At 63.8% G+C, this 20,631-nt stretch carries 11 protein-coding genes and 4 pseudogenes; 6 read left to right on the top strand and 9 right to left on the bottom strand.

Going from position 1 to position 20,631, the window contains the following annotated elements; translation table 11 throughout:
• The 3 genes from WKW82_RS38210 to WKW82_RS38200 all read right to left on the bottom strand — a co-directional run.
• A partial coding sequence (locus WKW82_RS38210; protein ID WP_340348451.1) for a CheR family methyltransferase occupies nucleotides 1-1,533 on the bottom strand: 1,533 nt, incomplete at its 3' end.
• A gap of 767 nt (nucleotides 1,534-2,300) precedes the next feature.
• The gene (locus WKW82_RS38205; protein ID WP_340348450.1) at nucleotides 2,301-2,666 is read right to left on the bottom strand and encodes a response regulator transcription factor; all 366 of its coding nucleotides are present in this window, start codon (nucleotides 2,664-2,666) and stop codon (nucleotides 2,301-2,303) included.
• Nucleotides 2,667-3,642: 976 nt separating this feature from the next.
• Nucleotides 3,643-4,839, bottom strand: a complete 1,197-nt coding sequence (locus tag WKW82_RS38200; RefSeq protein WP_340348449.1) for an IS256 family transposase — start codon at nucleotides 4,837-4,839, stop codon at nucleotides 3,643-3,645.
• A 137-nt stretch (nucleotides 4,840-4,976) separates the two neighbouring features.
• On the opposite strand from WKW82_RS38200, the pseudogene WKW82_RS38195 reads away from it, so the two are divergent.
• The 4 genes and pseudogenes from WKW82_RS38195 to WKW82_RS38185 form a co-directional block, all read left to right on the top strand.
• A pseudogene (locus WKW82_RS38195) lies at nucleotides 4,977-5,462 on the top strand (helix-turn-helix domain-containing protein); the annotation flags it as partial.
• Between the two features lie 240 nt (nucleotides 5,463-5,702).
• A pseudogene (locus WKW82_RS40880) lies at nucleotides 5,703-6,146 on the top strand (DUF4158 domain-containing protein); the annotation flags it as partial.
• A gap of 785 nt (nucleotides 6,147-6,931) precedes the next feature.
• A pseudogene (locus WKW82_RS40875) lies at nucleotides 6,932-8,653 on the top strand (Tn3 family transposase); the annotation flags it as partial.
• Nucleotides 8,654-9,007: 354 nt separating this feature from the next.
• Complete coding sequence (locus tag WKW82_RS38185; protein ID WP_340348448.1) at nucleotides 9,008-9,208, top strand: hypothetical protein; 201 nt, start codon at nucleotides 9,008-9,010, stop codon at nucleotides 9,206-9,208.
• Between the two features lie 92 nt (nucleotides 9,209-9,300).
• Here WKW82_RS38185 and WKW82_RS38180 read toward each other — a convergent pair whose 3' ends face one another.
• The 6 genes from WKW82_RS38180 to WKW82_RS38155 all read right to left on the bottom strand — a co-directional run bounded on the left by WKW82_RS38180 (nucleotide 9,301) and on the right by WKW82_RS38155 (nucleotide 15,172).
• Nucleotides 9,301-9,612, bottom strand: a complete 312-nt coding sequence (locus WKW82_RS38180; protein ID WP_340348447.1) for a hypothetical protein — start codon at nucleotides 9,610-9,612, stop codon at nucleotides 9,301-9,303.
• Between the two features lie 81 nt (nucleotides 9,613-9,693).
• Nucleotides 9,694-10,101, bottom strand: coding sequence for an Hsp20/alpha crystallin family protein (locus tag WKW82_RS38175; RefSeq protein ID WP_340348446.1), 408 nt, complete (start codon nucleotides 10,099-10,101; stop codon nucleotides 9,694-9,696).
• Between the two features lie 15 nt (nucleotides 10,102-10,116).
• Nucleotides 10,117-10,569 (bottom strand): Hsp20/alpha crystallin family protein, encoded by a 453-nt coding sequence (locus WKW82_RS38170; protein WP_340348445.1) that lies wholly within the window; start codon nucleotides 10,567-10,569, stop codon nucleotides 10,117-10,119.
• A 217-nt stretch (nucleotides 10,570-10,786) separates the two neighbouring features.
• Nucleotides 10,787-11,158, bottom strand: a complete 372-nt coding sequence (locus tag WKW82_RS38165) for a response regulator (RefSeq protein WP_340348444.1) — start codon at nucleotides 11,156-11,158, stop codon at nucleotides 10,787-10,789.
• Between the two features lie 91 nt (nucleotides 11,159-11,249).
• Nucleotides 11,250-11,546 (bottom strand): hypothetical protein, encoded by a 297-nt coding sequence (locus WKW82_RS38160; protein WP_340348443.1) that lies wholly within the window; start codon nucleotides 11,544-11,546, stop codon nucleotides 11,250-11,252.
• Nucleotides 11,547-11,914: 368 nt separating this feature from the next.
• Nucleotides 11,915-15,172: a hypothetical protein gene (locus tag WKW82_RS38155; protein WP_340348442.1), complete on the bottom strand. Its 3,258-nt coding sequence runs from the start codon at nucleotides 15,170-15,172 to the stop codon at nucleotides 11,915-11,917.
• A gap of 659 nt (nucleotides 15,173-15,831) precedes the next feature.
• Between WKW82_RS38155 and WKW82_RS40730 the strand changes: the two are divergent.
• Nucleotides 15,832-16,050 (top strand): annotated as a pseudogene (locus WKW82_RS40730) (ESPR-type extended signal peptide-containing protein); the annotation flags it as partial.
• 753 nt (nucleotides 16,051-16,803) lie between these two features.
• Nucleotides 16,804-20,631 (top strand): autotransporter-associated beta strand repeat-containing protein (locus WKW82_RS38150; RefSeq protein ID WP_340348441.1); only part of this gene is annotated, 3,828 nt, incomplete at its 3' end.

The raw sequence follows: 20,631 nt of genomic DNA, 5'->3' as shown, positions 1-20,631 counted from the left end.
CAGGGGCAGGAGATCGCCACGTGGGAGCAGAATGGCGTTGGCCCGGTAGATGCGGTGCTTCTTGTCCACCACGGTGAAGCGGCTGTCCAGCAGATCGGCGGACTCCGCGCTCCCCAGGAAGAGCAATCCGCCGGGCTTCAGCGCGAAGTGGAAGATCTCCAGCACCTCGGCCTGCAGGCTGCGCTCCAGGTAGATCAGCAGGTTGCGGCATGCGATCAGGTCCAGGCGTGAGAAAGGCGGATCACGCAACACGTTGTGCCGGGCGAACAGGACCTGCTCGCGCAACGCCTTCCGGATCCGGTACGCCCCAGCCTCGTAGTGGAAGAACTGCCCGAGGCGCGGGGCGGACACGTCGGCGGCAATGGCCTCCGGATAGACGCCCGCCCTCGCCACGGCCAGGGCGCGGTCGTCGATGTCGGAGGCGAAGATCTGGATGGCGGACCGTGACGCCGCCTGCGGCGCACCTTCGTTGAGCAGCATCGCGAGCGAGTACGCCTCCTCACCGGTGGCGCATCCGACGACCCAGGCGCGCAGTTGCGAATCCGCCGCCAGTCTACGGAAGAGCAGCGTGTGAACCTCCTCTTCCAGGGCACCATAGGATTCAGGATCGCGGAAGAAGCTCGTGACGCTGATGAGCATGTCCTGCAACAGTTGCGCGGTTTCCTGCGGATGGCTCTCGAGGTAGTCGCGGTAGCCCGCGATGTTCTGCTGGCGCGTCACCTGCATCCTGCGTTCCAGTCGGCGCAGCAGGGTGCCTCGCTTGTAGTGCCGGAAGTTGTTGCCGGTGCGGCTCGCCAGGATGGCGATGATGTCATCCAGCGCGGCCTCGGCACGCTGCGCGGCTTCCCCCGACGGCTCCTTCGTCCGCAGGCCGATGCTCCTGGAATCCGGCAGCTCGATGGCTTGGGCGTTCTCCCACAGCGCGGCCAGCTTCGCCGGGATCTCGGCGGCGGGGAGGACGAAATCGACCTGGCCCGTGGCGATGGCGGCCACGGGCATGCCCGAGTATTCGGCCTCCGCGGGCAATTGCGCGATCGACACGCCGCCCTGGGCCTTGACCTCGCCCAGGCCCAGCGCGCCATCGCTGCCCGTGCCAGAAAGGATGACCGCGATGGCGCGTTCCTGGTGCGTCTGCGCCAGCGTCCTGAAGAACAGGTCGATGGCGACCAGCCGTCCGCGCGGGTGATCCTGCGCCTCGACGATCAACTTGCCGTCGTCCATCGCCAGGTGAAGCGCCGGGGCGATGACGTAGACGTGATTGACCTGGATGGCCTCCGTCTGGGTGACCTGCACCACGGCCATGCTGGTTGCCCGTTGAAGGATCGGTGCGGCGTGGCTCTCGTGCTCGGGCGACAGGTGCAACACAACGACGAAGGCCATGCCGGGCGCGTCGGGCAGGTGCTCGAACAACTGCAGCGCCGCGCCCATGCCACCCGCGGATGCGCCGACGCCGACCACAGGGAACTGCAGCGAGGAGCGCCTTGCCCCCGGCCCGTCGTCCCACTCGTCGTCGTTTCTTGCCTCTTGGCTCATACGATTTTCCTGTACGGCCCGGATTATGCGCGGGTCGATCCACGATCCCGGGTCACAGTTACTACAGCCCGAAGGGCTTGCGCGGCGACGTTTGCGCAACGACCTCCCGGACCAGGCGCGAAATGCGAAATCAGAAGTAGCCGCGCATCCCGCCGGTCTCCGACTCCAGGCGCCAAAGAGCGAAGAGTCGATGCCGACTTTCGCCAAGTCCCGTAGGCACTGGCCGCGCTCGGTACGCTGGGCGACCCGCCAGCACGGCTCGGACCGTGGCCCACGTCCCGCTCAGCGGCGGCGACGGGCGGGTCCAGCGCCCCGACGTGCCGGGTTCTTCGCGCTGGCGGAGCCACGACCATCTTCTTGCTTTACGCGCGGGGTTGGAGTCATGGCAGCGTCTCGTCCAGTGCCCCATCGATAGAGTTTTGCGCGGGGACCGCTTCCTCGAGACGGGGTCCACGCCTCGACGTGAATGCGCCGGTCAGTTGTGAGCGAGGCAATGCGCCGGTACACGGTCCGACCATTCAGGCCCGCTGCCGCGGCGATCTCGGCGATGGTTAGAGCGCGACCTTGGATGGCGCGTCGTATGAGTTCTATGTCTTTGGGCATGCGAGCACGATTTCTGGAGCGAACGCACATTTTGCGCAACGACTGCGTTGAGCGACAGAAGACTTGTTCTGGAAGCCCACAGCTTGAGGTGCTCATGCGCGTCAGGCAGCGATGGTGGCTGTCTCTTTAGCCGCCACCCGCTGGAACGTAGGATACGCCCTTGGCTAGCCGCCCATCCTGGTCCGGCCAACCGAGCCGATCGCGCCGCCGATCGCCCCGAGCAGTTCGTCACTCGAGAACGGCTTGCGCAGCAGTTTCGTTGCCCCGGCCGCGAGCGCCATGCGCTCGAGCGCATCTTCGTCGGACCCCGTGATGAACACCACCGGCACCCGCAGGCTCGCGGCGCGGATGCGCGACTGCACCTCGAAACCGGACAAGCCCGGCATGTGCAGATCCACAATGGCGCATAGCGGCAGGCGGGTACTCAGCGAGCCCAGGAACTCCTCCCCGGTCGCGAATTCACGGACCCGGTATTCGGCCAGCCGCAACAGGCGCCCGAGCATCACGCGGACAGGCAGTTCGTCGTCCACTACCGCGATGAAGGATCCGATACTGCTCACGCACGAACCCTACGCCGGTGCGATCACGAATGGGACTGCACTTTGGTTCAGTCAGTGTGCAATGCGCCCGCAGCGGTGTGCATCCCCCGTCCGCGTGGCCTCTTGTAAGCACCTTGAACAAGTCATTCAAGGTTCACAATCGACCGCTTCAGGCTCCTCGACTCCTGACCAAGGAAGGAATCCGAAGCCCGCGCAAGGGGTTGGTGCAGCCCATCCTAGGCTCGTTCGACGAATTTCCGCCACGGCAAAAGGCAGCGAGTTCTCGCTTGACCAGGCGCTTGAAAAATGCAGGAGGCCACAAGCGGCGAGCACTGAAGAATCGGTGGCCTGCTTTCAAGATCGGGGTGCACGACCGCTTGCACTCATTGAGCAGTCATCGCCGATCCTCGGGCGGGCGTCTGTTGATGGGCGACTGCAGAGTTCCATTCGCGACTTGCGACCGCCCGCTCACGCTGCGGTGCCGACGTTCAGTCCAGAAAGACGGAATCTAGCAGTGGGCCATCTGCGGCTCTACGAATGCCGCCTAGTCAGCGGCTTGCGACCGTCCATGTTGGCCTCTAACGTAAGGAGCGTGATCGTACAGACAGCGTTCGACTCGCTATCATGAGATCGCGCCCTGTCCTCCTTGTGCGGCAGTTGCGGCGTATCCCGCAGCGTTTTACATAAATCGGTTTGCCCTCCTCCTCTGTGTAGGCCCCAAATAGTAATGTCGCGTTTGGCCCAAATAGAAATGTCGCATCGTTGCCTTGGTCCAGTTCCTGGATCCGAGGCACAGCGATGTCACTTCTGGCGGCAACTATCACCATGTCCATGCGCGAAGCCGATCGACTCAAGACGGTCCAGGCCGTGGTGGATCGCATGCTGCGGGTTGATCAGGCGGCACATCGGTTACGTCCCGGCGGATGGTGTAAGTCTTCAGCCCAGACAGGGCTGAGATGCACGGTACTCAGCGTGCCACTGCGGACAGCCGAGTGGGTGCAGTGTCGCTCAGGGACTGCAAGCCTTCAAGCTGCATGTAGCGCCGGTTGAGCAACCACTCGTCGTTCTGCTCGAGCATCATGGCGCCCACGAGTCGTGTGATCGAGGCGTCGTTGGGGAAGATGCCCACGACGTTCGTGCGTCGCTTGATCTCGGCATTCAACCGCTCCAGAGGGTTGGTGCTGTAGATCTGCGTCCAGTGGGCCCGCGGGAAGGTCATGAAGGCCAACACGTCGTTTTCGGCCTCGTCCATCAGGTGGCTGAGCTTGGGAAACTTGTCGCGCAACTGGTCGGCCACCGATCGCCATTGCGTGCGCGCTGCATCGGCCGATTCCTGCACGAACACCGTTCCGATGGCCGCCGAGACCATGCGCCGCTGGGTCTTTCCGGCATGCGCCAGGGCGTTGCGCATGAAGTGCACCCGGCAACGTTGCCAGGTGGCCTTCAGGACCTTCGAGACGGCTGCCTTGATGCCCTCGTGGCTGTCGCTGATGACGAGCTTCACGCCGCGCAACCCACGGCGGTTCAGGCTGCGCAGGAACTCCGTCCAGAAGGGCTCGGCTTCGGAAGCTCCGACCTTCAGGCCCAGCACTTCACGCTGACCGTCGGTGTTCACACCCACAGCCACTATCACCGCCACGCTCACGATGCGCCCGGCCTCGCGCGTCTTCACGTAGGTGGCATCGACCCAGAGGTAGGGCCAGTCGCCCTCGATCTGGCGTCCAAGGAACGCATTGACGCGCTCATCGAGCTCGCCACACAGGCGGCTGACCTGGCTTTTGGAGACGCCGCCCATGCCCAGCGACTTGACCAGGTTGTCCACGGAACGGGTCGAGATGCCCTGTACGTAGGCCTCCTGGATGACGGCGGTGAGAGCCTTCTCGGCGGTGCGACGGGGCTCCAGGAACTCGGGGAAGTAGCTGCCCTGGCGCAGCTTGGGGATCTTCAATTCGACGCTGCCGGCACGGGTGTCCCAGGTGCGCTCGCGGTAGCCGTTGCGGCTGTTGAGGCGCTCGGGATTCTTCTCGTCGTAGGCCGCGCCGCAGCGGCCTTCGACATCGAGCTCCATCAGGCGCTGAGCCATGAACTGCACCATCTGGCGCAGCACGTCGATGTCGGCTCCCTTCTCGGCAAGCTCGGCTAATGCCATAGTGGCGTTGGTCATTGTGATTTCCTTCAAGATAGGTTTGGTGGGTCGCACCTCAAACTTATCCGGACTTCACGATGACCACCCCCGAAGAGCGCGGCCGCTGCACGGCAAGCCGCTTCGGGCTACGCCCTACGCGCCTTGCCGTGCAGCGAGTGAAAGAAAACTTACACCACTTGCTGGGACATCAACGGCACATCGCCTGGGAGCAGGTTGCGCGCCTGGTCAAGCGCTACAAACTCGAAGGCGTTGCGGGGCTGGTCTCGCGCAAGCGAGGCCTGCCCAGCAAACACCAACTGGCACCCGGAGTTGCCGAACGCGCGCTCAGACTGATTCGCGAGCAGTACGCGGATTTCGGTCCGACTTTGGCCTGCGAGAAGCTCGCTGAACGTCATGGGCTGACGCTAGGTGTCGAGACCGTGCGGACGTTGATGACGGTCGCTGGCTTATGGACCCCGCGCAAGCAACGAGCCGCCAGAATTCACCAGCCGCGCAACCGGCGCGCCTGCGTTGGCGAGCTCATCCAGATCGACGGCAGCGACCATGCGTTGTTCGAGGAGCGTGACCCTCCCTGCACACTGCTGGTGTTCATAGACGACGCCACGAGCCGCTTGATGCAATTGCACTTTGTGCCGACCGAGTGGAAACACCTGTCCCATCGCCCAGCCGACCGGCCGTCGTTCGCCACCTTCGAACAGCTTGCGTAGAGTGCGTCGACAAGGCCGTGCGCAAGCGGTTGGCCGGTATGGGGTAATCGGCTTTTTCGTGCAGATTGATACGGTTGCTCAGAGCCGCTCCGCTTTTCCGATGGTGTAGGCGTTCTGCCCAGCCCGCGGAGCTGGCGTATATTGGCGCCCCTCCCGGAAAGCTCGGACTGCGCCATGACCTTCGCACATCGCTATGTAGGGGCTGACAGCCTGCCTGCCAGGTTGTCCGAGTTCGACGTCCAACAGTGCTTCACTCTCACCAAGGCGGACATCGCGGCTCTATGCGAACGTTTTCGCGCCGACCGGCGAGTTGCGGCGGCGATCTTGTTGCTGCACCTTCGCGCAAGCGGCCGCCCGTTGGACCGCATCTCCATAGTCCCCAAGGAACTTCTTCGAACCGTCAGCGATGCCCGGGGGGCCTCGACGTTGACTATCGCTAGCCTCAGGTCGCTCTATCGCCGCCGCCCGACGCTGTACGAGCACCAGCGATGGGCCAAGGACCATTTGGGCCTGCGGGACCTTGATGACGTCACCACTGCAGAGCTTCGGGGAGTCCTCGCGGTCGCGTCCGACCAAGCCGGTCACCGTGATGAGCTTATCGCCATCGCTCGCGCCTGGATGTACGAGCGGCGCGTCCTGATTCCTGGCTACCGTAGGCTTGCCGACTGGGCGCGCGAAGCCTTTGCCGTCACCGAGTCGAAGATGTTGGCGGCGGTTAGCGCAGCTATCGGTGCACCCGCCATCCGAAGGTGTCGCGACTGGGCGTACGCCGCACGGGACGATTCGGAAATGACGAACCTCGAGTGGCTCAAGACACCGCCCCGGCGACACGCGCCGAGCACTCTGGCGGAAACCCTCAGCAAGATTCGCAGCCTAAAGGAGCTCATGGTCCACCAGTGGGCGTTTGACAACATCGCCTTCGCGAAACAACAGGCCTACGCACCCCATGTCCAACTGCGTCGCTCGTCGATGACGCTTCGCATCGAACGCAACCGGCAGGATCTCGAGATCGTCTGCTTCCTGCGCGTGACGCTTCTGGATTTGACCGATACCACCCTCCTCCAGGCAAATCGCCGCAGCCAGCAGTTGTTTCGCGAAGCCGCGCAGCGAGTTCAGGCCAGCCGGAGCGGTCACAACGCCTACTTGTTGCGGAGCGTCGTCAACGCCAAGGCGATTCTGGCGGACGACAGCAGGGGCTGGCGCGAGCGGGTGATCAAGGCACGGGCAGCTCTGGCCGACGTTGACGAAGCAAACCTCGGAAGCTTTGCGTCGCAACTTCGCCGAGCATTGGCCGAAGACAGCCGGCGGGTCCATGCGTGCCTCGCGGGACTGCGTGACCTAGATTTTCGGGCGCGCGAGAAGATCGCGCGTTCGCGCAGTGGCAGGCCTGGTCCAGGCTTCAGGATTCAAATGCCACGGGCGCGTCCGATGCGTTCGGCGCAGCAGTGCCGACGCCACCGGTCGGCGCCGCGTGGAGTCCCCTCGTGCACGACCTGGATCCGACGTCAGGGTGTCGCGCCTTCGAAGCCTGCACGCTGATGTCGCTGCGCCGCAGCCTTCGACGTGGCAGCGTCTGGGTCCACCATTCGATCGCCTTCCGGGACCGCAAGTCGTTGCTGCTCAATGATGAGGAGTGGACGGCCAGGCGCGATCAGCACTTGCAGATCCTGGGGCAGCCGGCCAACGTCAAGAAGTTCATGGCACCGATCCTTGCCGGCGTTTCGGCCGGGCTTCATGCATTGGCCGAGGCGGTTGAACGTGGACGCGTTGATATTGGCGATGACCGCCTGCTCCACATCCCGCCGCTCAGCGCTCTGTCCGACGACACGGAGCCGCGCAAGACCCGCGAGGCCATCTTCCAGCGCATCGGCGACGTGCAGCTGCCGGACATCCTGCTGGAGGTAGACGCGGCTACCCACTTCAGCGAAGCGTTGCTGGCCCGTCGCGCCAGTTCTGGCGACGAGTTGTTCGCTCTCTATGGTGCGCTCCTGGCCCATGGCACCGACAATGAAGCCAAAGGTGTCAGTACCATGATCCCCGGAATCGAGGTGGCGCAGATTGCGGCGGCGATGCGCGCCTTGGAGCAACCCGGCCGACTGCGCAGGGCCAATGACTGCGTCGCTCAATTCCAAAGTCGCGTGCCCATTGCCGCGCTCTGGGGCGACGGCGACAAGGGTTCCGCCGACATGATGGCACTCGATGCGAGCCGTCACCTCTGGACGTCGCGCGTCGATCCGCGTCGGCGCACCTACGCTGCCGGTATCTACACCCACTTGCGCGACCGCTGGGGCATCTTCTACGACCAGCCCATAGTGCTCAACGAGCGCCAGGCCGGTGTCGCTGTCGAAGGCGTCGAACAGCAGAATCGTACAGATGATCGAATCCGGATCTCCCTGCTTGCTGTCGACACGCACGGCTTCACGAGCGTCGCGCTGGCTATCGCCAAGCTCTTGGGATTCGACCTGTACGCGCGGCTTCGCAACCTGCGCGAGCGCAATCTGTTCATGCCTCGTGGCTGGCCGGTCCCTCCCGCCCTCGAGGCGGTGACGGTTCGCCAGGTATCGCTGAAGGCGATCGAGCGGGGCTGGGACGATCTACTGCGGCTCGCCGCCTCAATCCGTTCAGGCAAGGTGTCGGCGGCGCTTGCGATCCAGAGACTGGGATCGGCGGCGATCGGCGATCCATTGCATCGAGCGGCCGAGCACCTTGGCCGACTGCTGCGCACCCTCTTCCTCTGCGATTATCTGGCCATCGATGAGTTTCGACGGGAGATCCACATGCTGCTCAACCGCGGTGAGTCGGTCCACCAGCTGCAGCGAGCGATCTACACCGGCAAGGTGGCACCCGAGCGCGGCCGGCGGCGCGACGAGATGGTGGCGATCTCCGGTTCGCACGCGCTGCTCACGAACATCGTGCTGGCTTGGAACACGAGCCGCATGAGCAGCGTCGTTGACAGTCTTCGCAAGGATGGCGTTGTCATCGAAGACGACTGGCTGCGTCGCATCGGGCCGGCCCACTTCGGGCACATCAATTTCCGAGGCACATTCAGCTTTGCACTCGATCACTACGCTGACGTGTTGATCCAGGCACCTCCCGGCCATGCACGCGTCAGAAGGTTGCAGTGACCCGCCATAGCCGGCCATGGGCCGATGCTGCCAGAGTCCCGTGCCGGCTGAGGTCAGACTGCTGGCGTATCAATCTGCACGGGTAGCACGAAAAATGGGCAATCGGAGATTTCCGTAAGTAGTCGTCGTGCTTAGTCTTTTCTGCTCGTACCGTATCAATCTGCACGAAAGATACGATCACCCCTTCAGGCGCTCGGCCAAGCGTTCAACAGTGGGCTTGTCGCCCACGATCAATGTCTTCATCCACGACTCCTTGAAGTTCGTGGAACGACATAATATCTAAATTATTGAACGCAAATTGGTATCAATCAATGCAGATTCAATCTGGTCAAGGAATCTAGGTGAGGGACAGGAATGACAGAAGCTTCGAGAAATCAGTTTGAGGAGGCTTACCTGCTGTGGGCAGGTGCAATCGAAACTCACAAGGTGATGATGGACGACGCCATGGTGGGCAAGACCGTCGATGTTGATCAGATGCACCAGTTGCTTGCGGAGATCGAGGACCTGCATCAAGACTGGATGCGTAAGTCCACCTCATTCGTGCACTGGAAATAGGTGCGCGGCAGCCCGCTGTTTCAGAGCTCGCGCATTGGGCGGCGATCATCAGGCGCATGTTCGGGCTACGCCTCGAGGAGGGCGACGCGCCCTCACTTCGACACCCCTCGGGCGCGTTCCACGAGGTCGCGCAGTCGGCTGACCAATTGCACCGTCGATCGGACCCCTCGCAGTTGGGAATCGGGTTCGCCGTCTGCGCGCAGTTCCTCCAGTCCTTTCTCGGTGATGGCGGTGACCATCGCCCGATGCGTACCTGTCGACCGGCATGAAGCGGCATCTGCAACGAATATCGCAAGAACCAGGCCGGCTGCATCCAGGACCCTCAGCTTGTCGATGTCATCCGGTGAACTGTACGAAGCCGGCAATGGGGAGGCCGCGATACGCCTGAGCAGATCCATGGCCATGAGCAACACACCTCCTGATGATCATCAACATTCCACTGAACCTGCGGGGCGGCTTGCGCCGCCCTGCCTTCTCGGCCGCGATCAGACTGCGGTCACTGCGATGCGACGCGGCTTCGCATGCTCGGCCTTTGGAATGCTCAGTTTCAGGACGCCGTTGGAGAGGTCCGCCGCGATCCTCTCCGGATCCAGTTCCTGGCTGAGCGTGAAGGTTCGATGAAAGCGCCCCAGCCCGACCTCGGTATGACTCGCCTGCAGGCCCTCAGGCAATCCCAGATCCACTTCTGCGTCGATCGTGAGGGTCGCGGCTTCCACCTGCACGTGCAGGTTTTCCCGGGCAACGCCGGGCAGGTCCGCGTACAGCGTGATGCCGTTGGCGTCCTCAACCACATCCACCGGGGGCATCAGCGCCGCATCGCTGTAGCGGGATGCATCCTGCGGCCGTCCCTCAGACGACGACGGGCGGCCAGCTTGTTCACGAAGTTGGTTCATTTCGATCTCCTTTCGTCATTGAATGGCGATACGGCGCGGGCGGGACGAAGCACGCCTTTGCACCGTGATGCGCACGACGCCGTCGCGGTAGGTCGCATCGATGGCTTCCGGATCCGCGTCTTCCGGCAAAGACAGGACGCGGCGAAACTCGCCGGAAAAACGTTCGTTGATGTGCACCGTGGCCTGCTTGCCATCAGCGCCCTTCCGCTCGTCGTCGACGCTGGCGGCGCGCTGACCCGCGATCGTCAACACGCCGCGGTCCAGATCGATTTCGAGGCTTTGTGGGTCCACGCCCGGTGCAAAGGCGTAGATCTGCACCGCCTGTTCGGTGCCTCCCACGTTCAATGCAGGAAAGCCGCCGCGGCCGAACCCGCGGATGCTGGGTGAGAGATCCATGGCCTGCTGCATCTCGCGTTGCAGGCGGTCCATCTCGGCAAAGATGTCGCGCGGAAAAAGAGATCGATACATTGCAAGTACCTCCATTCAGGTTGAACAGAGCGCCGGACGCGTCCTTCCAGCGCTTCCGACTCGCAAGCTAGAGGCGGGGTGAAACATTTTCAAGGGGGCACCAGCAGGGTTCAGCAGCCTCCCAGCGGTGCGTAGCGTACGGACCTGTCCCAAAGGGGGGTGGCATGCGCGCGGCACGCCATACGTCGCTCGGCGACGAGTTCAATGGTTCAACGGTTCAACGGTTCAATCCAGCGCAAAACTCAAAGAACGCCTCGAGTTCGGTCGACTTGTCAAAGACGGCAGTGGCGCCCAAAGATGTGGCGCGCTCGCGCATGATGGGCGTTGCGTAGTTGGACAAAATCACCAGCGCCGCATCAGGGCGCCTGGCTTTGAAGTGCCTGAGCACGCCGAAGCCAGACCCGTTCTTCAGCAGAAGGTCGATGATCACCAGATCCAATGCGCCGCCGTAGGCATCGAGCCATTGCGTTGCGGCCGCTTCAGTCTCCGCATAGGCGATTACTTCCGCACCGGCGAGGTCGGCCAGTGCCGGCAACAAATTGTTGCGGATGGTGGCGTTGTCTTCGACGAGGAAAATCAGGAGCGGCATGCTCGTCGTGGGTGCGGATTGAGGGAGCCCGAGGCTCAAGGCTGAGCGGCTTCCAGCCTGTGAGTCAGGTGGGGAAACTCATGTCAGATTTTTACGCGCGACCTTCGGTGGACTTGCGAGCGTCGACCTCGGTCGCCAGTTGCTCGTTCACTTTGTCGAGCTTATCGGCAGCCTCTTCCAGTTGCTTGCCAAGCTGCGCGGTTTGCTCTGTGGCCAAGCCGACGTCCTCCGCCGCGCCAGCTGGCACGCCTTGTTCCAGCACCGCATGAACTACCGCAAGGTGATCAGCGACCTGCTTCACCTCTTCGGTGGCCTCCTTGTTGGCATCCAACACATCGGCCAAGTCGGCGGGTTGTGGTAGCTGGCGGCTCTCGATTTCGCTGTTCATGATCCCGTCCTTCATCGTTTCAGTATCCGCGTTATTTGGTGCGGGCAACTTGCGGAAAATGCAACGCCCGCGGATCTGGATTGGCCTTGTGTTGTGACGCCGTCCCAGCGACGACGCGGGAGGCCCGGCGCTGGTGCCCCAACTGCCACACCCCCTTCACATTCGGTCTTTGGACCCCTTGAAAATTGGGCGCGACGAAACTACATTTCGATTCGCCTGCAGGAAGCAGCCGCTCAACCAACCAAAGAAAGGAGCGTGATCATGAATTCTCATCCTGTCACTCCCTCTGCGGGAAGTGGCCACGTCGCCCCCGAGGCGATGCGGCGGCGCGGTGTGACTACCGGCATGTCCGACGGCCAGACTCGGGCCTACCTGATTGCGCGCGACGCCGTGCGTCGGGCGCAACGCTGTGCGCCGCTCTTCGATACGGTGGTGCAACGACATCGCGCCGAACTCCACTGAGATTCCGCGTTTGCGTCACGGACGCTCAAAGCGCCGCGGAGAAGTACGGCGCGGTACTCATGCTCGCCACCTTTGGCGCCGAGCCTCAGCAGCGCTTGCGCCAGCACGGGGATTGCTTTGAAAGCCTGTTGGATGCGATATGACTCGCTACCGCCTTCTGACGTCAGACGTAGCATGTACCCAAGGGCAACGCGGGCTTCGGCCTGGATGCTGCCAGCCGGCACGGTCGCGTTGTCGACGGCGGCGCGACCTAGAAGCACGCCTATCGTCGAGGCGTGCTGCTGGAACGGATGAAGGAACGAGTGCTTCGACGGCGTCGCGCTTGGCAGCGGCTTGTTGAGCAGCGTGCAAAGCCTCGCGTGATGCATCACTGCGCCGACCAGATCACCCAGGCCGGACAGCTCCGTCTCGTCGTCGCACATGGAGATCATCGGTGCGACCAACGTGTCGAACAGGGCCTCGGCTAGGTCACGACGGCCCGCTTGGAATGCAATCAGTGCCACTCCGCGGCGGTAGCCGTTGGGCACGTCTTCGAAGGCAGGAAGGGCGGCAGCGGCGTCAAACAGGGCGAGCGCCTGCGCGACGTCTCCATGACGACTTGCCACAAGCCCCGCGTGAACCATCACAGACGGCGTGTCTTCGTAGGCCACGCCGAGCTCGCTGCAGAGTTGTTGTGGATCGGAGCCAACCTTATGACGAAGCGTCGCCTCTGCGGCTTCCCTCCTCAAATGCTGCCGCAGCGCGGCGACAGTTTTTGGATCCAGCTTTTCGGGCTGGCGTAGCCCCTCTGTAGCGAGGTGGTCAATCGCCGTCTGGACCTGCTCGGAGTCTCGGAAGTGGACGGCGCGCCTTGCCCACCTCTCGAATTCCGTGACGTTGTGGTCGTGCCCGTGATTCTCGAACTTGGACGTATGGAGCTGCGATAGTGGCTCAAGGCTTTCAAATAGGTCTTTCGCGCGCTCGAAGTCGCCTCGGGCCAGCAGGGTGTCGACAACCTCGTAGCCCTGGCTGGGGAAGTACTGCACGAAAGAGAGGGCTGAATCAATGTCCCCGACCGCTAGCATCGCCAGCGGGAGCTGGTTGGCATACTCAAGGGCTGTTTCGCGCCGGCCCACTTCATCACGACACAGCAGCAGCCGTGTGAAGGCGGTTGCATCGTGCCTTCCACGCACTGCCAGCAGAGCCAGGCGGATATCGGCGTGGATCTCGGCGATCGAACGCCCGTCAGCCATTTGCTGCCTGAAGCGAGCGGGCATCGCCAGCGCAAGTACATCGGCACCGTCGCCGGCACGGGCGCGGTAGCGCAGCTCAAGCCACCTCTGCGCCGATTCGTGCGGCGCGTTCTTCGCCAGCTCGGCGAGGACGCGGTACACGCGCTGGGAATATTCGGCATCGACGCTTCCGAGGCGGGTTCGCGGTTGAGCGATGACGAACAGCCTGAAGCTGTTGTGGAAGACGCTCCATCCCTGGAATGAACTGCGGAGCAGGTGCCGTGCAACGACCAAGGCGCGCTCAATCGCGGACTCTTTTCCCTCGGCCCGGGCGATAAAGCCCAGCACGTCCATGGCATCGCTGTCGCTTGCGATTTCGCGCCAGGCGGCGGTATACACGGTCTCAAGGTCGCCGTCGAACGGCATTCCGCCATTGAGCAGGTGCTTGCGGGCGGCTTCGTCCGCGTGCAACAGTGCCTGAATCAAGTAGCGGGTTGCCAGCGGGTGGCCATGCGTGAGGTTGCTCAGCTCCAATCTCGGAATGTCGGCCCGCAGGCCAAGCGCATCCGCCATCCGGGCGACTGCCTCGCGGCCGAGGGGGCTCATGAGAACCAGACGACCGCTCTTCTCAGCTTGTTCCTTCACGGCGGGCTTCAGATTCGCGAGATCCAGCCGCTGCGTCCCGAGGACGAACACAACCCCGTTTGGGATGGCCGCGGGAAGAGGTAGCTCGCCCAACAGCGAATTGGTCGGCCGCTCTTCGCGGGGCACATGGTCGAGGCCGTCGACGACGATGATCGTTCGGATCGCGTCGCGGTCGAAGCGTTCCCCGGCCTGCCGCACTAGAACGCCAAACTGTTCGCGTCGCTCATGCAGCGAGTCATCGCGAAGACGCAGTCCAATCAAACCGCTGTTGCGCAGTTGCGTGCTGACATCGGTTAAAAAGTTATCGGCCTCTCCGCGACCCACGCCCTGGGCAGCGCCCGGAACGTACGCCAGGTAGCGGACGAGCCGGATATTTGCTTCGGTGGACAGCGCTACCTGCAGGAGGGTGGACTTCCCGGAGCCGGGCGGACCTATAAGTGAGACGTAGCCTTGGCCGGCGGTTTGCAGCGCGGTCAGCAACTTGACCTCAGTGTCGCGGTTGCGCTGGACATAGGCACCGACCGGGAACCGATGGATGAGGAGCGTCTTAGCGGGATCGCGCCAGCCAAGCTCACGAAGCAACTCGTCGCGCGTCCACCTGTCCTTGTCGCGTGTGTCGGCGACCAGCTTGGGCAGTACGCTGGCAATCTCGGATGCCTGTCGCGCCTGCTCGGCGTTCAGCTTGTGCGACAGGATGAAGTCCGCCGCAGCACCGTAAACCACACGGAGGCTGTGCAAAAACTGTTCGAAGTCGCAATCGCTCAAGCCGGCTTCACAGCGCAGATGCTCGATCAGTCGACTCCATTTCGGCGTGTACCAATCCGCCAGCGACCGGTTCGTATGCTGCTGGAGCTCTTCAAGAAATGCCGCGCTGTGGGGCGGCGTGCCGTCGCCTGGCTTATCAGTAGTCGATGGAAAGTCGTTGACGACCAAGCTAATCTCGACGCGGCTTCCCGGGTTGTCGTTGCGAAGGCACTGCCAAGCATGAACCAGGGGCTTCCAGAGGCCCTTGGCGCCAGTAAACAGCGTCTCAACAGTGAAGGTTCCCGGGAACTTGGACGTCTTGAACTGGTGGCCGACCACGAAACCCTCAAAGCCGAGTACAAGGTCGTCGGCAATACCCGCGTTGCGGTCGGCAACGCCGATCCAGAGCAGTTGGTCGCGCTCGAGCGCTGCGTAGATGGCAGCGCCCGCCCGCTCATACTGGCCAAGATATCCACGGAGTGCTCGGCGTTCGCCTTCCGGCGGCGCCGTTGCAGGAGCTGCAGCGGTGGATGGCTTCGGGTTCTTGGGTTGATTCAGGGCCATGGAAATCGATTCGGTAGTTGGCGCCAAACGGGAACCAAGGGAACTGCTTTGGCATCACCCCGGCCATCCAGCACCAGAGGATGCATGCTGCTGACTCATCGAACGCCGTTCTACGACGAAGTATGGCCTGAGGCGAACGCAGCAGTCATTCGCGAGGTCGATCGGGAACGACTCAGATCAGCCTGTTCCGGTCACTCTGCTTGCGAGTTGGAACGGCGCCTCATGGCCGCGAGTACCAGTTCGCTGCCGTGTCTGGCAGCTGACATTGATCGGCCGCGCCCATACCCTATAGGTCAGCTCCCTGGCGCGACCTCGTGGTCACACTGCCGGCCATAACCGGCCGATCGTGCGCCGACTTTCTGCGGCCGGTCTCGCCCACAAAGCGGCCTAAATGCAAGCTAGGATGACTTCCCCCCAACAGGGGGCCGACGCTTACCACGCAAGCCTGCCAGGCCGCAGCACATCGGGATGAACGCCCCCTTTTGGACGCCGGGGCGTGCGGTCTCCCGACTGAGGCTTCGGAACCACCGCCATATCGGTGCCCGGCCAGCGGATCGGCCCCAGCACGGCCCTTCTCGATAGTCGTTCTTGAAACGTCGTTGTAGAGGCGGTAGTCTGGCATCGGGATACGATCGCGCGGTGCACTGCCAACTAGAACCATGCGCGCGCGTTTGCGCGCCATGTCTTCAGCCACTACCGTCGGATCCCGGCCTCCGCAGTGCCTCGATAACAATGCTTTGGAGGACAGGACGATGAATGCAACATGTCAGGTGGTCTGGAGCGTCGTCCACCAGGCGTGGGTGGCGGCATCCGAGCTTGCACGGGGCCGGCGCAAATCGGCTCGGAACTCCAGCCTACGGACGTTGAGTGTTGTCACAGCGCTGTTGGCGATTTGCGGATTTGAGCGCGCAAATGCACAAGACCTCTCCATCGTTCATGGACCCGTGGGAGGTAACACCGGCAACACGGTGACCGACGGCCAACTAAGCGTCGATTTGGGCGCTCGCAGCGTCACCCTTGGCGCCAGCAACAGCATCGGCGATGCCGCGGACGTATCGGTAGTCAGTGGCGGACCGTCGGTACTGACGTTTCAAGGCGCACTCGTCAATCTGGAAGGGACCTACAACGTCGCCGGTGGGCTCGTGTTCAACAGCACGGGAGCTACCTCGGTGACGGGCACCCTTTCCGGAACAGGCGGCCTCACGGTCGCCAGTGGATCGGTCTCTCTGGCATCCGTCGGCGCCATTTCCTACACGGGTTCAACGACCGTCTCCAATGGAGCGACCCTTCGCCTTGCCTCGCCGCCGGTAGCATCCCCCATACGGTCCACGGCGTTTTACGTGAACGGTCCATCGACCTTGATCATCGAGGCCATAAACCGCGAGGACATTGGCGGGGCTATCAACTTTGATCCAATGGGCGGCGGAACCTTGGATTTCGCGGGGACAAGCAACTTCGGAGGCGTGGTCCTTTCGAGCAATCTGACTATTGCGACGAATGGGGGTGCCCAAGACAAGGTTATCAGTACGTCGGGGGCCGGGGTGAACCTGAACTTCAGAGGACTCACGCTGGATACCGCAAGTTCGGCTGACAACCTCTTGGTGAGTTCGAAGCTGTGGAATTCAGGGACTGTGACCAAGACCGGCGCAGGCACGGCGGTACTGACTTTCGACAACGACTATACCGGTGCGACCAGGATCAACGGCGGAACCCTGAGCGTCTCGACGCTTGCCGATGGTGGTGTTGAGAGCGCCACCGGCTTTATTTTCAAGCCGAGCAACATCGGCTCGTCCACCAATGCGGCGACCAACCTGGTGTTCAACGGCGGCACGCTGCGCTACACGGGCGCCGGCAGCAGCACCGATCGCCTGTTCAGCGTGGGCATCAACGGCGGCGCCATCGAGGCGTCCGGCACAGGCGCGTTGAACTTTACGAACCCGGGCGCCATCGCCTTCAATGGCCAGACGGGCACTCGCACTCTGACCTTGAGCGGCGGCTACACCGGCGCCAATACGCTGGCCGCGGTGATCGGCGACAACGGGGGAGCGACCGGGTTGTCCAAGACTGGGACCGGCACCTGGGTGCTGACCGGCAACGAGATCTACACGGGCGGCACGACCATTGCCGCGGGCACGCTGCAGATCGGCAATGGCGACACCTCGGGCAGCATCGTCGGCAAAGTGGCCAACAACGCAGCGCTGGCCTTCAACCGATCGGACGCGATCACGTTCGGCGGCGTGATCAGCGGGACCGGCTCCCTGACCCAGGCAGGCACTGGCGTGCTGACGCTCACGGGTGAGAACACCTATACCGGCACCACCCACATCAACAATGGCGTTCTGAGCGTGGCCAGCGATGCCAATCTCGGAGCGCCCGGCGCCGCATTGGCATTTGGCGGCGGCGCAGCGAACGGCGGCACGCTGCAACTCACCCAGTCCTTCAATGCCGACCGTGCCGTGACGCTCGGCACGACAGGCACCATCGACACGCAGGTCAACAGCGCAACCTTCTCGAATGCCTTCGTCGGCCCCGGCGGACTTATCAAGCAGGGCACCGGCACGCTGACGCTCACCGGCGCCAATTCCTATGCCGGCCTCACCACAATCAGTGCCGGCACCTTGCAAGTCGGGGCCGGCGGCACCAGCGGCGCCATCGCCGGAAACATCGTCGACAACGGCGCGCTGGTGTACGCCCGCAGCGACGTGCGCAGCTATGGCGGCGTCGTCAGCGGCACGGGCACTGTCACGCAGGCAGGCAACGGCACCCTGACGCTGACGGGTGTCAATACCTACACGGGCCTCACCAGCGTCAATGCTGGCGTATTGGCGGTGAACGGTACGGTCGCCGGCAGTGCGAACGTCAACGCGGGCGCTGCGCTGCGCGGCGTGGGCACCGTGGGTGGCCAGGTCAACGTGGCCGATGGGGGACATCTTTCGCCGGGCAACAGCCCGGGCACCTTCAACGTCGGCGCGCTGGTACTCAATCCCAACTCGCAAGTCGACTACGAGTTGGGCATGCCCGGTGAGATCGGCGGAGGATTGAACGACCTGACCACCGTCGCCGGCAACCTCACTCTCGACGGCACGCTCAACCTGGCCAATCTTGGCGGCATGTCGCCAGGCGTCTACCGCCTTTTCAACTATGGTGGCGCACTGACTGACAACGGGCTTGCGGTCACCGGATCGCTGCCCAGTCACTTTGTCAGCAGCGACTTCCTGATCGATACCGCGACGTCCGGCCAGGTGAATCTGATTGCCCAGTCGGGGGGCTTTGCGCTGCAGTTCTGGGATGGCGTGAACACCACGTCCAACAACACGGTCGATGGCGGCACGGCGACCTGGAACACCACGACCACCAACTGGACCAGCACGGCGGGCACGGTCAACGCGCCTTGGCAAAGCGGCTTCGCCGTCTTCCAGGGTGCCGCCGGGACCGTCACGCTGGGCCAGAACATCGCCCTGGAAGGCATGGAGTTCCGCACGAGCGGCTACACGATCGAGGGCGGCGGCTTCACCCTGGCAGGCGAGCCGGAGACGATCATCCGGGTCGATCCGCTCGCCACGGCCACCATCAATGCGCCCATCGTCGACGGCCTGAACGGCCCGGCCCGGCTGATCCGCTCGGATGCGGGGCTGCTGGTGCTGGGCGGCGTCAACACCTACTCCGGCGGCACCGCGATCAACGGCGGCGCGATTCAGGTGGCTGCCGACACCAACCTCGGGGCGCCCAGCGGCGGGCTCAGCCTGAACAACGGCACGCTGATCACGACTGCGAGCTTCGCCAGCGCGCGCAGCGTCGATCTCGGCATCGATGGCGGCACGTTCGCGCCGGCGGCGGGCACGAACTTGAGCCTCACGGGTTCGATCTCCGGGCCCGGCATGCTCACCAAGCTCGGCGCGGGGACGCTGGTGCTTACTGGCGCCAACAGCTACGCCGGCGACACGCTGCTTGGCCAAGGGGTGCTCGCGGTGGCAAGCGATGCCAACCTCGGCGCGCCTGGCGGTGCATTGCTCTTCGGCGGGGGGACGCTGCGCCTAGACGCGGACATGAATCCTGCGGCCACTCGTGCGGTCACCTTCGATGCCCCAGGAGGGCGCATTGACACCAACGGCCACAACGCCACCTTCGTTCAGCACATCGACGGCAGCGGTGGGCTCACCAAGCTCGGCAGCGGCCTGCTGGTCCTCACGGGCAACAACGCCTACGAAGGCGGCACGACCATCGTCGGGGGTACCCTGCAGATCGGCAATGGCGGCACCTCGGGCAGCATCGTCGGCGACGTGGTCAACAACGGCGCACTCGTTTTCCGGCGCAGCGATGCCCTCGGGTACGGCGGCATCATCAGCGGCAGCGGAACCGTCACCAAGACCGGCACCGACACCCTGACGCTGACCGGCGACAGCACCTATGCCGGCACCACCACGATCAGTGGCGGCACGCTGCAGATCGGCAATGGTGGCCCCACCGGTTCATTGGGTGCCGGCAATATTCTCGACAACGGCGTGCTCGCCTTCAACCGCAGCGGCACCCTCACCGTGGCCGGCGCGATCTCGGGCACGGGCTCGCTGCAGCAGAACGGCCCCGGCACCACCGTGCTGTCGGCCGCGAATACCTACAGCGGCGCCACCACGGTGGCCGCGGGCACCCTGAAGGCGGGTGCGACCAATGCCTTCGGTGCCGCCTCGGCCCATACGGTGGCGCCGGGCGCGACGCTCGACACCGCGGGCTTCAGCCAGCGCGTGGCGGCGCTGGACAACGGTGGTACCGTGAGCCTCCTAGGCGCCGCCCCGGGCAGCACGCTCACAGTCACCGGGGCGTACGTTGCCCACAGCCTGCTGAGGCTGGGCACCGCGTTGGGCGGCGACGGTAGCGTGAGCGACCGGTTGGTGCTCGACGGTCCCGGGGCGAGCGCCAGCGGCAACACCACGATCCAGGTCGTGAACCTGGGAGGGCTGGGAGCGCTCACCACGGGCAACGGCATCGAGGTGGTGAGCGGGCTCAATGGTGCGACCACCACCGCGCAGACGACCCGGAGTGCCTTCAGTCTCTTCAATGGTCATGTGGATGCCGGCGCCTACGAGTACCGCCTGTATGCGGCCGACGCTCAGGGCGCGGGGGAGAACTGGTACCTGCGCTCGACCGCACCGGCCATACCGGCCATACCGGCCACACCGACCGCACCGACCGCACCGACCGCACCGACCGCACCGGCCATACCGGCCACACCGACCACACCGACCACACCGACCACACCGACCACACCGGCCGCACCGACCGCACCGGCCGCACCGGCAGTCCTGCCGCCGGTGCCGACCTACCGGGTGGAGGTCCCGATGCTGGCGGCCTTGCCGGCGCAACTGCGGCAGGCCGACCTGGCGATGCTGGGCAACCTGCATCGGCGCATGGGCGACGAAGCCCCGAGGGCCCCGGGGCCGGACTCGCAGGCAGGCGCGCAGGCC

Origin of the sequence: Variovorax rhizosphaerae, from assembly GCF_037889975.1 — a bacterium.
GTDB lineage: Bacteria > Pseudomonadota > Gammaproteobacteria > Burkholderiales > Burkholderiaceae_C > Variovorax > Variovorax rhizosphaerae.
Note: the sequence above shows the minus strand (reverse complement) of the source record. Positions and strands in the feature narration are given on the sequence as shown.

Excerpts from the sequence above, each read along its gene's own strand:
- WKW82_RS38185 (WP_340348448.1), top strand. The coding sequence starts at position 9,008 with ATGACAGAAGCTTCGAGAAATCAGTTTGAGGAGGCTTACCTGCTGTGG.
- WKW82_RS38175 (WP_340348446.1), bottom strand. The coding sequence starts at position 10,101 with ATGAACCAACTTCGTGAACAAGCTGGCCGCCCGTCGTCGTCTGAGGGA.
- WKW82_RS38180 (WP_340348447.1), bottom strand. The coding sequence starts at position 9,612 with ATGGCCATGGATCTGCTCAGGCGTATCGCGGCCTCCCCATTGCCGGCT.
- WKW82_RS38170 (WP_340348445.1), bottom strand. The coding sequence starts at position 10,569 with ATGTATCGATCTCTTTTTCCGCGCGACATCTTTGCCGAGATGGACCGC.
- WKW82_RS38160 (WP_340348443.1), bottom strand. The coding sequence starts at position 11,546 with ATGAACAGCGAAATCGAGAGCCGCCAGCTACCACAACCCGCCGACTTG.
- WKW82_RS38155 (WP_340348442.1), bottom strand. The coding sequence starts at position 15,172 with ATGGCCCTGAATCAACCCAAGAACCCGAAGCCATCCACCGCTGCAGCT.
- WKW82_RS38165 (WP_340348444.1), bottom strand. The coding sequence starts at position 11,158 with ATGCCGCTCCTGATTTTCCTCGTCGAAGACAACGCCACCATCCGCAAC.
- WKW82_RS38200 (WP_340348449.1), bottom strand. The coding sequence starts at position 4,839 with ATGACCAACGCCACTATGGCATTAGCCGAGCTTGCCGAGAAGGGAGCC.